The sequence below is a fragment of the Nocardia arthritidis NBRC 100137 genome (assembly GCF_001612765.1).
GTDB classification, from domain to species: Bacteria; Actinomycetota; Actinomycetes; order Mycobacteriales; family Mycobacteriaceae; genus Nocardia; species Nocardia arthritidis.
This window is the reverse complement of sequence record NZ_BDBB01000006.1, coordinates 210201-221701: the sequence shown is the minus strand read 5'-3', so window position 1 is coordinate 221701 and position 11501 is coordinate 210201. Positions and strand designations below refer to the sequence as shown.

Genomic DNA, 11501 nt, shown 5'->3' with positions numbered 1-11501 from the left:
TTCTGTGTGCCGCGGTGGGGAGCTTGATCACCTTCACACTGTTGTTCAAGCCGTGGCTCACCACCGGCGGGCCCGATGGCACGATCTGGAGCAATGCGTTCGGTCAGACCCACATCACCACCACGCTTGTCGGCCTGTGGTCGAAGAGTCCGCCGGCCCACTCCAACCTCAGCGGTAAGTGGGCCATTCTCGCCACCATCGCGATCTTCCTCACCGTCATCGCCGCGGTGATCAATCTCTGGGCCCGCACCGAAGCGCTCGCTCGCTTGACGACCGTTTCCGCGGTGGCGGTGGCGCTCTTCGTCGCCTTCACGCTGGTCTATCTGAACGGAAAGGGACCGGAGCTGCGCTCGATGATCGGGTCCGGCCCGCCCACCGACCTCGGGACTCAGGTCGGCTACGTGGTCCGATGGGCCTCGGGCAATGGGCAATACCCCCTACCGGGACTACGAAAGGTGGAGTTCTCCACCGCGAAACTCACCGGTACCGCGTTGCTGGCCGGCGCGACGGCGATGTTCTCGGCCGTGGTGGCTATCGCTCAATGGGTGCGGAGAATGAAGTCACGCCGTCACTCCGGCTGAGTTCCGGGCTCGGCCGGAGCGCGGGACTTGCATCGGTGTCAGGAGGCCCAAGGGCCGATGCCGCCGACCTTCTCGATGCGGATCCGGGTGAGGTAACCGGGCGGGGCGTCCGCAGGAGGAAACTCGGCATTCGGACTGGCCAGAGTCTTGGCGAGTTCTCGCAGCAGCTCCGGTGCGCCGCCCTCCACCACGCGTGCGGTGCCGGTGATCGAGAGATACGGGCGCATCACCTCACCCCGTTCCGGGGACAAGATGGTCACCGCCACGCGTGGGTCGCGGCGGACGTTCCGGATCTTCTGGTAGACGCCGAGGTGCGCGGTGACGAGTTCGTCGCCGTCCGGTGTCGATTGCAGAGCCACCCAGACGACCGAGACCTGTGGGCTGCCGTCCGGGTTGATCGTGACCAGCGTCGCGTCGGCACCGGGTCCGATGAGTGCGCGGGCGTCGTCGTCGAGTGTCATGTGTTGTTCTACCGCTCGGCCGACGTTTTCATTCCCCCGGTGCTCGTCGAGATCGCCATCGGAGCAAGCGGATCGGATGGATCCGCCACTGATCGGGAGTCCGCGCCGGTCGCGCCGGGGCGGCGGGCCCGGACTACGTGACTACGAAGACTCCCTTGCCCGGGACGTGGGGGGAGTCGGTCGCGATCAGGACTTCCACTCGGCCGAGGCCGGAGGGAATGCCGACCGGTATCCACGAGCCGGCGACGTTCTCCTCGGCCGGGGTCCTGTCGTCGAGTCGTATGGGGGGAAGGGTCCCGAAGACGCCGGTGTCGGAGTTCCGCCACGAAACGGTGACCGTCACGCCACAGGAGCCGCCGGGCCGATCGGATGCGAAGACGAACTCCGGGTGGATCCAGAGCGTCGGAACATCGGAGTAGTTGCGGTCGGGGTCGTAGAAGGCGGCGATCATGCCGATGCCGGCACCGTCGCCGCCGCAGAGCGTTCGCGCAGGGGGGACGCCCAGGGGAAGCGCGGGGGCCGCCGGGGTGGTCACACCGAGTGCGCCGATTGCCAGAACCAGGACCGCCACGCCGCGCCGGAGATTCACCGCTGCTCCCTTCGTCGGAACCCGAACCTGTCTGTCCTCTGAGTCGACTTGAGTTCGCCGAATGTTAACGAGAGCGTGTGGAGGTCGAGTCGAACAAAGGAAATCCGGCGTAGAAACGCCGGATTTTCGTGGTGAGCGGCCGATGTCGTCCGAAGAGTTGTCTAGCAGTATCTGGTTGGCAAACCAACGGGAGTGCGATGAGGGGCCGGGGCGTGTCGGCGGTCGGCTCCACCTTCCTGAGAACTTCGCCCCTGGACCGGGCGTCATCGACCGGCCAAGGGAACGGTCTCGGTCAGCCCGCGGCTGCGGAGCGCAGGTGGGCTGTCTCGGCGATAGCGGCCAGCTCCGCGTTGAAGCGGTCGGCGGCTTCGATATTGCCCAGGTGGCCGGTGGGCCACACGTGGTACGCGGCCAGATGGCCCGTCTCGGCGAGGGCGTCGGCGATGCGTCGCGACATGCGTTCGGGCAGCAAGCGGTCGTGAGCGCCCGCGATCACCGTCGTGGGTACCGTGAGGGACGCGGCGGCTTCCGCGAGATCCATGTCGGCCAGGGCGGCGGCGTGCCTGCCGCGAGTCAGCGGCCGGCATGAGCGCACGATGCCGAGCGCGAATTCCACTTGGTCGGCGGTGGCGTGCGGAGTCATCACGCGCGCCTTGAGCAGCGCGCTGGCCGGCCAGCCTCCCGGCAGCGGGACCGGCGCGGTGAGCAGCGTCTCCGCGACGATCATCGGCATCCGAACGGTGGCGCCGAGCACCGTGATCGGCCGGTCCGCCAGCGTCAGCGGCTTGTTCAGCAGCGGAAGCAGATCCGTGTCGTAGCGGATATTGCCCGAGGAACTGTTCAGCAGGACGGCGGCGGCGGCCTGCTTGCGCACCTGCTCCGGATAGCGAGCGGCCCACGCCTGCACCGTGATCCCGCCCATGCTGTGGCCGGCCAGAACAGCCCGTTGCCCGGGGCGCAGCGTCGCGTTCAGGACTACCGAAAGGTCGTCGGCCAGCGACTCTTTGGTGGGGAGCGACTTGCCGAGTTCGCTGGCGCCGTGGCCGCGCTGGTCGTAGCAGACCACGCGATACCGGTCGGCGAAGGCGTTGATCTGCGGGTTCCAGTACTCGATGCTGCAGCTCCAGCCGTGGATCAGGACGATGACATCGCCCTCGGCGGGACCGTACGCGTGTACTCGCAGGCGAGCGCCGTCCTTGGTGGTGACGGGGATGACCGCGTGACGGGCGGTGGGCGCGTTCAATGACGCGGTCCGGAAGGTGCGGGACCGCAGTCCGGCACGGTAATCGGCGGTCAGCGCACCGTTGTGCGCGTCCGCCAGCGTCCTCATCGACTTCGCCAGCATGAGCACTCCTTTGTGTCCACCGTCACCGTACAGTGCAAGCAAGGTGCTTGCTAGTGCTAGCGCTGCACGACGGCATTCCTGGTGTATATCGGGGAGTACCCCCGGAATCGCTACCGCAAAAGATCATTTCGGAATGAACCGGGTTGTGAGGTATCGGACGTATCGCGGCCTGATGGCAACGTCTTCGCCCGGCATGCCGAGCTGAGCGCCAAGAGCTACCGCCATGCCGATCCGGGTCGCCCGGAAGACGGTCCGGGTGGGCCGGGGTTCGAACTGGCCGACCCCTCCGGCAACGTGCTCCGGTTCGCACAGCCGAAATAGGCGGCGCTACTGTGGCGTCCTCGATCGCCACCCGGTTACGGTTGACTTCGTGGACATCGCGCAACCTTCCTCCGGCCCCGCTACGGAGCTGGGACCCGAGCCGAGGACCGGATGGCGTGGCGTCGGACTTCCCCTGCTCGTCGCGGGCGTCGGAGTGGGCGTCGGGGTGCTGCTGCACTTGCGCGATCCGCACGTCGAAGGCTCCTACGGCACCTGCCCGGTCTACGCGCTGACCGGTTGGTACTGCCCCGGCTGCGGCGGGATGCGCGCCGTGCACAATCTCACCGACGGGCACGTGCTCGATGCCCTGCACAGTAACTTGCTCGCGATCCCGCTGGTCGTCGCGTTCGTGGTGTGGGTGACGGACTGGACCGTCCAGTCCTGGCGCGGGCAGAAGATGCGGCTGCCGTCGATCAGCCGGAGCACCATGTGGACATTCTTCGCCTTGCTGGCGATCTACACCGTAGTGCGCAATACGCCGTGGGGAACCCTGTTCACACCCGTGTAACACGCCGATGTGGGGGCACCCTCAGGTATGAACGATTCGCTGAAGACCCGGGTGCGGGAGAAGTTGCTGCGCCAGCTCATCGAGGATCCGCGCGATACCGAGCAGGACGACCCCAGGCAGATCGCCGTGGAAACCGATCTGGACGCGCTGGCGAACGTCCCGGAGGATGATCCGCTCGTCGAGGAACTCGCCGCGCGCTATCTGGTGTTCTGATCAGGCCGTCGACGCGCCGCCGTAGGGCGGCAGCTGCGGTAGCCGCTCGGCGAGCAGCCAGCTGTCCCACAGCGGGCGCAGCGACACCAGGCTGTAGTGCCCCGCCAGGTCGGTGAATTCCTCGGTGGTCACCGACGAGTGGCGGTAGCGGATGGTCCACTCCCGCAGCAGGTCGAAGAACCCCGAATCGCCGAGTTCCAGGCGCAGCGCGTGCAGGGTGAGCGCACCCCTTTTGTAGACGCGATCGTCGAACATGCGCTGCGGTCCCGGATCGCCGATGACGATGTCCTGGGGCTCGCGGGAGAGGTTGTGCCGCGCGGCGCGGGCCAGCTGGTCGGCGGTCGGTCCGCCCGCGGCCTCCGACCAGATCCATTCCGCGTAGCAGGCGAAGCCTTCGTGCAGCCAGATGTCGCGCCACTGCCGGATGGTCAGGCTGTTGCCGAACCATTGATGGGCCAGCTCGTGCGCGACCAGCCGCTCGGCGCCGCGCCGGCCGTCGCAATGGTTGGCGCCGAAGATCGAGATGCCCTGCGCCTCGATCGGGATCTCCAGCTCGTCGTCGGTGACGACCACGGTGTAGGCCTCGAACGGATAAGGGCCGAACTTCTCGCTGAAGACCTCGAGCATCCGCGGTTGGCGAGCGAAGTCGTGGTCGAAGTTCGCGCGCAACCGCGGCGGTAGGACGGCCTGCATGGGAACCGCGGAGTGCGGGGGACCGATGCGGTGCTTGCGATAGTGGCCGATCTGGATGGTCGCCAGGTAGCTCGACATCGGTTCGGGCTGCTCGTATACCCACGTGGTCTGACTGGCCTTGGTCTGCTTGCGCAGCAGGGTTCCGTTCGCTACCGCGTAGTACGGCGAATCGGTGGTAATCGAGATCCGGTAGCTCGCTTTGGAACTCGGATGGTCGTCACAGGGGAACCAGGACGCCGCGCCGTTGGGCTGGCTGGCCACGAGCGCGCCCTCGGTGAGTTCCTCCCAGCCGACCTCACCCCACGGCCCGCGCACCGGTTTCGGAGTGCCGCCGTACTGCACCACCAGCGCCAGTACGCCGCCCGCCGGAATCCGCTGCTGCGGCGTGACGATCAACTTGCCGTGCTGGTGGGCGAATTTCGCGGCCTTGATCCCGTTGACGGACACCTTCGACACGCTCAGCGCCTGGGCGAGATCGAGTGCGAACCGGGTGCGCGCCTCGGTGGTCACCGCGGTGATCGCGGCGCGCCCGGTGAGGCGGTTGGCGGCCACCCGGTATGCCAGCTCCAGTTCGTACCGGGTGACCCGATACCCCCGATTGCCGTTCTGCGGGAGGTACTCGTCGATGGGGGCTTCGTAGAACTTGCCCGTCATCAGCGTGCTCCGGGGTCGCCCGTGAACCAGGGCGCGATCGGGTTGCCCCACCAGCGCGTCGAGGCGGGCACCGTGTCACCGCGCATGACCAGCGAAGCCGGTCCGATGGTCGCGCCGTCGCCGAGCGCCGAGGCGGGCAGCGCCACGCAGTGCGGACCGAGGGTGGCGCCGGCACCGAGAGTGACGGCGTCCATGGCCATGATCCGGTCGTGGAACAGATGGGTCTGTACCACACAGCCGCGTTCCACGGTCGCGCCGTCGCCGAGAGTCACCAGGTCCGCCTCCGGTAGCCAGTAGGACTCGCACCATACCCCGCGCCCGATGTGCGCGCCGAGACCGCGAAGCCAGAGGTTCAGTACGGGCGTCCCGGTCGCCGCACGCGCGAACCACGGCGCGGCAACCGTTTCCACGAAGGTGTCGGAGACTTCGTTGCGCCAGACGAACGAACTCCACAGCGGATGCTCCCTGGTGCGTATCCGCCCCACCAGCAACCATTTGGCGGCCACCGCACTCGCCCCCGCGACAGCGCCTGCTGCCAGCAGCACCAACCCGCTGAGCAGCCCCGCGGCCAGATGGCCGAACGTTTGCGCGAGCCAGGCGAGGCTGAAAAGCACGCCGAGCCCGATCGCGAAGGTCACCAGCACCGGGACCAAGCGGCAGGTCTCGACGATGCCCCGGGCTACCCGCAAGCGCGCGGGTGGGTCGAAGGTGCGCGCGGTATCGGCGTTCTCCGCGGCGCGGCGCAGCCGGACCGGCGGGCTGCCCAGCCAGGACGAGCCGGGCTTCGCCTTGGACGGCGCCGCCGACAGCACCGCGACCAGCCCGTTCTTCGGGACACGGCGGCCGGGCGCGGTCATCCCCGAATTGCCGAGGAAAGCGCGCTTGCCGACCTTCGCCTCCCCGATGCGCAGCCAGCCGCCGCCGAGTTCGTAACCGGCGATCATGGTGTCGTCGGCCAGGAACGCCCCGTCGGCGACGGTGGTGAACTTCGGCAGCAGCAGCACGGTCGACGCCTCGACGTTCTTACCTACCTTCGCGCCGAGCAAGCGCAGCCACAGCGGGGTGAGCAGGCTGGCGTACAGCGGGAACAGGAAGGTGCGCGCGGAATCCAGCAACCGCTCGGTGGCCCACGCCTGCCAGCCGACCCGGCTGCGCACCGGGTGGTAGCCCTCGGTGAGGCCGATGCTCAGCAGCCGGACCGCGACGATCGTCGCCGCGGCGTAGACGCCCAGGCTGAGCAGGGTCGCGAGGGGAAGCACGGCGAACGCGCGCGCGGCGCCGACGGCGAGCGTGCGGGTGTCGCGAACGAACCAGGCCAGGAACGCGCCACCGGCCCCGATACCGAGAATCGGCATGGCGGCCAATGCCATCGACGTGATCCCGAAGATGCCGACCCAGTGCCGGGCACGATCGGGCGTGTGCGCGGGCCAGCGGTGCTGGGCCTTTCCGACCTTCACCGCGGGCGAACCGGCCCAGTCCTGGTCCGCCTTCACCTTGCCCGATACCGCGGAGCCGGGGGCCACCTCGGCGTTCTTGCCGATCTTGGTGCCCGGCAACAAGATCGAGCGTGAGCCGACCACCGCGCCGGGTCCGATGCTGATCGGGCCCAGATGCACCACGTCACCGTCGATCCAGTAGCCGGACAGGTCGACCTCCGGCTCCACGCTGCACCCGTCACCTAGTTCGAGCATGCCCGTCACCGGTGGGAGGCTGTGCAGGTCGACGCCCTTGCCGATCTTCGCGCCGAGCGCGCGGGCGAACGGCACCATCCACGGCGCTCCGGAGAGGTTCTCCGCGCCGCTGGCCTCGGAGAGACGGACGGCCGCCCACAGCCGCAGATGTACCGAGCCGCCGCGCGGATAGCTGCCCCGCCGGATGCCGCGCAGCAGCAGCCGCGCGCCTGCCACGCAGATCGCCATGCGGCCGGGCGGCGAGATGAACAGCAGGAACGCGGCCAGCGTCCACCACCAGGACAGCTGGGGGAGCCATGGCAGTGAGCCGGACCAGGCCGCGATATTGCCGACGATCGCCAGCCAGGTGAGCCACTGCAACCCGGTGAGGGTGGTGAGCGGGATGGTGGCCAGCACCTGCGCCGCCTGCGCGGGCAGCGGCGTCGGCCGCACCGTCCGCTCGGCGACGGCCACCGCGGGCGTGGTCTGTTCCAGCAGGTCGGCCAGCGCGCCGAGGCGGGGATGGTCGTAGACGTCGGCGACGGCGATCTGCGGATACCGTTCGCGCAGGGCGGTGACCAGCTGTGCCGCCGCGAGCGAGCCGCCGCCCAGGTCGAAGAAGTCCGCGTCGAGATCGCCGGCTTCCGCGCCGAGAATGGCATCCCACAGCCCGGCGACCCATTGGGCGGTGCCGGTCAGGTCGTTGTCGTCGTCGTCTTCGGCGGCATTGGGCAGCGGCCAGGGCAGCGCGTCGCGGTCCACCTTGCCGGAGGTGCGAGTGGGCAGCTCGTCGACCACCGCGAGCCTGGGCACCAGCGGCGCCGGAAGTTGGCCACCGAGGACGGCGCGCGCGGCCTTGGCGTCGAAGTCCGGGCCGGGACCGGTCAGATAGCCGACCAGAAGTTTGTTGCCCGCCTTGGTAGTCCGGATGGCCGCCGCGGCGCCGGTGACGCCCGGCAGGTGTTGCAGAGCGTTATCGATCTCGCCGAGTTCGATGCGCCGCCCGCCCAGTTTGATCTGATCATCGGCGCGGCCGAGGAAGACCAGTCCGGCGCTGTCGTTGCGGACCAGGTCGCCACTGCGGTAAGCGCGCTCCCAGCCGACGGAAGGCAGCGGCGCGTACTTCTCGGCGTCCTTGACCGGGTCGAGATAGCGAGCCAGTCCGACGCCGCCGATCACCAGTTCGCCGGATTCCCCCTCGGCCACCGGGTTACCCGCCCGGTCCACGACGACCAAGTCCCAGCCGTTGAGCGGCAAGCCGATTCGGACCGGCCACCGGCCGTCCAAACGCGCGGCGCAGGCGACGACCGTGGCTTCGGTGGGGCCGTAGGTGTTCCACACTTCGCGAGCCGAATCACCGTTCCCGGCGAGGCGCTCGGCGAGTTCCGGCGGGACGGCCTCGCCGCCGAAGATGAGCAGGCGCACCGCCTCCAACGCCTCCACCGGCCAGGTCGCCGCCAGGGTCGGGACGGTCGAGACCACACTGATCTCCCGCCGCACCAGCCACGGGCCGAGATCGGCGCCGGTGCGCACCAGCTCACGCGGAGCGGGCACCAGGCAGGCGCCGTTGCGCCAGGCCAGCCACATCTCCTCGCAGGACGCGTCGAACGCGACCGACAGACCCGCGAGAACCCGGTCGCCCGGACCGATCGGGGCGTCGCGCAGGAACAGGTCGGCCTCGGCATCGACGAAGGCGGCGGCGTTGCGATGGGTGACGGCAACGCCTTTCGGAGTGCCGGTGGACCCGGAGGTGAAGATGATCCAGGCGTCGTCGCCGGGAGTGGGCAGCGTCGACCAGGTCTGCTCGCGCTGCCGCTCCGCTGCGCGAATGCCCGCGGCCGTGGTCTCGATGCCTTCGGCGGTCACGATCGCGGTGACCTGTGCTTCCCCGAAGACCAGCTGGGCGCGCTCGTCCGGGTCGTCGGCGTCGACCGGCACGTAAGCGGCGCCGGAGTAGAGGATGGCGAGGATGGTCACATAGAGCCCGCGGGTGCCCGATGGCATGCGCACGCCGACCCGATCGCCGGGCCGCACGCCCGCGGTGGCCAGACGGGCCATGGTGTTCTCGATCTCGACGACCAACTCCAGATAGGACAGCACCACGTGGCCGTCGTCGATGGCGGGGGCGTCGGGATGGGCGAGTGCCGTCGCGGTCAGGATGTCGACGAGCGTCCTGGCCTCCGGCGCGCGATCGCCGCGTGACAACGGGCCCGCCGGCGCGTCGACGTCTGTCTCGAGCATGGTGCTCTGCGCACCTCCCATCGACTTGCCTCACACTTTCCCGTTGTTGTGTCATAGCTGGGTTACCAAAGGGCAAACAGCGCTGTGGCCAGCTGTCCACGGTACCCGGGGTTGTCGTCGCTTGTTGTTCACCGAACCGGATGCCGGATCGGCGGGCGCGATGCGCGTTGTTGCAGGTGGGCTCGGTATTCGCCGTTCCGGCAGGGCAAGACGCTGGTCGGCGGCTCGCCTGCCGCGTTCGCCGGGAGATCGCTGATCCGGAGGTGTGATTCGGCTCATCAAGCGGTCCGGATCTGCTCCTCGGCGGGGCCGGGGCGGGCGTGTGTTCCGGCCGGTTAGCGAGGCGGTCCCAGCGGGCCGACGCGATCAGGTTCAGCGCGTTCGAAATCCGGATGCGCTCGCGATGCTGCGGCGTTGCCGGAAACGAGCCGGAGCGCCGAGTCGCATCGGCAGCGGATCGGCTCGGTGGTAACCGCCGAGCGAACCGAGGCGCGTTCGCCCGTGGACGGGGGCCGGCGCCGACCTGCGCGAAATCCCGGGTCGGCCGCGGCTCGCGCGTCGTCGTGGGGGTGCTTGTAATGGTCGACGCGTGGTGGTTATGTCCACGCGGTGCTCATGGGGACTCGGGTGGAATGTGGTTGACAGTGCCGGGGCGCTTCTGCCACTCTCGGGTTTGGTCATGAGTGCCAGCGCAAAGCCCCGGCTTGCTGGCCGGCAACCCTCCTCCGCGGTGGGGTGCTCCGGGTGACGACCCGGCCGACGCCCAACCGGGCGCGGCAAGCGCGGACTCGCCGAATCATTCGCTCGCGAGTCCCTGAGCCGACGGGATTCACGTGATGACTACTGCTGTCGACAACCCCTGTGCCGCACTCGCCCGGGTGTCCGGCGACGAACTGCGCGTGCCGCTGGTGCACGGCGGATCGGCGACCTACGCCAACTTCGACTACGCCGCGAGTGCGCCCGCATTGGCCCAGGTCACCGATCGGGTGCAGCAGTTGCTGCCGTACTACGCGAGCGTGCACCGCGGCGCGGGCTACGCCTCGCGGATCTCCACCGAGTGCTACGAAGCCGCTCGCGGATCGGTCTCGAAGTTCCTCGACGCCGCCGATGACCAGGTGGTGGTCTTCACCCGCAACACCACCGACTCGCTGAACCTGCTCGCCTCCTGCGTTCCCGGCGACACCGTGGTGCTCGACATCGAGCACCACGCCAACTTCCTGCCGTGGACCAGGCGGGGCAGGCGCGTCGTGCAGGCCGCCGACACGGTCGAGGAGACCATCGGCAAGCTGGTCGCCGAACTGTGCAGCAGGCCCGCCGCGTTGCTCGCGGTGACCGGCGCGTCGAACGTGACCGGCGAGGTGCTTCCGCTGGAGCGGCTGGCCACCATCGCGCATCAGTGCGGCGCGCGGATCCTGGTGGACGCGGCCCAGTTGGCACCGCATCGGCGGATAAGCTTGCAAGACACCGGAATCGACTATCTTGCGCTGTCCGGGCACAAGCTCTACGCCCCGTTCGGCGCGGGTGTGCTGGTGGGCAAGCGGGATTGGCTCGACGCGGCGCAGCCCTACCTGGCGGGCGGCGGTGCGGTGCGTGAGGTGAGCAGGGACGCGACCGAGTGGGCGCCCGCGCCGCAGCGGCACGAAGCCGGGTCACCGAACGTGCTCGGCGCCGCCGCGCTGGCCGCCGCCTGTGACTCGCTGAGCGCCATCGACGACGAAACCCTTGTAGCGCACGAATACCGGCTCGCCGACCGCCTGCGCGACGGCTTGTCCGCGATTCCCGGTGTCCGGCTGTTGCGCATCTGGATCGACAGCCCCGACTCCGTCGGCATCGTCGCGTTCACCCTGGACGATTTCGTCCCCGGCCACGTGGCCGCCTATCTCTCCGCCGAACACGGCATCGGCGTGCGCGACGGACGTTTCTGCGCCCACCCGCTGCTCGCCCGCCTCGGTTTGGACGGCGCACTGCGCGCGAGCATCGGTCTCGGCACCACCTCCGCCGACGTGGACCGCCTGATCGAGGCGATCGCCACCCTGGTACGAACCGGTCCCACCTGGAACTACACCGCCGAGAACGGCGTGTGGAACCCCATCCCCGAAACACGCCCCTTCAGCTCCACCGCCCCCACCGGCGCGGCGCCCTGCCTCGTCGGCTGAAGCCGCGCCGGTCCCGATGGCGTGCGGCCAACGCGTTGGAACAAGAGAACCCGGACGAGCCGTGCACCG

Annotated in this window: 9 protein-coding genes and 1 riboswitch; of the genes, 4 read left to right on the top strand and 5 right to left on the bottom strand. The window is 69.1% G+C overall.

Translation table 11 applies throughout. From position 1 onward, the window contains the following. Nucleotides 1–23 precede the first annotated feature (23 nt). Nucleotides 24–581 carry a hypothetical protein gene (locus tag NA8_RS06535; protein WP_157106557.1) on the top strand — a complete coding sequence of 186 codons (558 nt, stop codon included), beginning with the start codon at nucleotides 24–26 and terminating at the stop codon, nucleotides 579–581. Between the two features lie 38 nt (nucleotides 582–619). Here NA8_RS06535 and NA8_RS06530 read toward each other — a convergent pair whose 3' ends face one another. The 3 genes from NA8_RS06530 to NA8_RS06520 form a co-directional block, all read right to left on the bottom strand. After that, on the bottom strand, nucleotides 620–1042 hold the full coding sequence (locus NA8_RS06530; RefSeq protein WP_063049423.1) for a PPOX class F420-dependent oxidoreductase: 423 nt from the start codon (nucleotides 1040–1042) through the stop codon (nucleotides 620–622). A gap of 133 nt (nucleotides 1043–1175) precedes the next feature. Beyond that, on the bottom strand, nucleotides 1176–1631 hold the full coding sequence (locus tag NA8_RS06525; protein ID WP_063049422.1) for a hypothetical protein: 456 nt from the start codon (nucleotides 1629–1631) through the stop codon (nucleotides 1176–1178). Nucleotides 1632–1923: 292 nt separating this feature from the next. Next, complete coding sequence (locus NA8_RS06520; RefSeq protein ID WP_063049472.1) at nucleotides 1924–2976, bottom strand: alpha/beta fold hydrolase; 1053 nt, start codon at nucleotides 2974–2976, stop codon at nucleotides 1924–1926. 370 nt (nucleotides 2977–3346) lie between these two features. On the opposite strand from NA8_RS06520, the gene NA8_RS06515 reads away from it, so the two are divergent. Both NA8_RS06515 and NA8_RS06510 read left to right on the top strand, forming a co-directional pair. Continuing rightward, a complete protein-coding gene (locus NA8_RS06515) occupies nucleotides 3347–3805 on the top strand; it encodes a DUF2752 domain-containing protein (RefSeq protein WP_063049421.1) in 459 nt (152 codons plus the stop codon). Between the two features lie 27 nt (nucleotides 3806–3832). Beyond that, nucleotides 3833–4018 carry a hypothetical protein gene (locus NA8_RS06510; protein ID WP_063049420.1) on the top strand — a complete coding sequence of 62 codons (186 nt, stop codon included), beginning with the start codon at nucleotides 3833–3835 and terminating at the stop codon, nucleotides 4016–4018. Here NA8_RS06510 and NA8_RS06505 read toward each other — a convergent pair whose 3' ends face one another. Together NA8_RS06505 and NA8_RS06500 are read right to left on the bottom strand one after the other, a co-directional pair. Continuing rightward, nucleotides 4019–5365, bottom strand: a complete 1347-nt coding sequence (locus tag NA8_RS06505; protein ID WP_063049471.1) for a M1 family metallopeptidase — start codon at nucleotides 5363–5365, stop codon at nucleotides 4019–4021. Then, nucleotides 5365–9276 carry a Pls/PosA family non-ribosomal peptide synthetase gene (locus NA8_RS06500; RefSeq protein WP_063049419.1) on the bottom strand — a complete coding sequence of 1304 codons (3912 nt, stop codon included), beginning with the start codon at nucleotides 9274–9276 and terminating at the stop codon, nucleotides 5365–5367. Before NA8_RS06500 ends, NA8_RS06505 begins: the two co-directional genes overlap by 1 nt. Nucleotides 9277–9951: 675 nt before the next feature. Next, nucleotides 9952–10065: riboswitch (SAM riboswitch) on the top strand. Nucleotides 10066–10112: 47 nt separating this feature from the next. Here NA8_RS06500 and NA8_RS06495 point away from each other — a divergent pair. Next, the gene (locus tag NA8_RS06495) at nucleotides 10113–11432 is read left to right on the top strand and encodes an aminotransferase class V-fold PLP-dependent enzyme (protein WP_063049418.1); all 1320 of its coding nucleotides are present in this window, start codon (nucleotides 10113–10115) and stop codon (nucleotides 11430–11432) included. The last annotated feature ends 69 nt before the right edge of the window (nucleotides 11433–11501 follow it).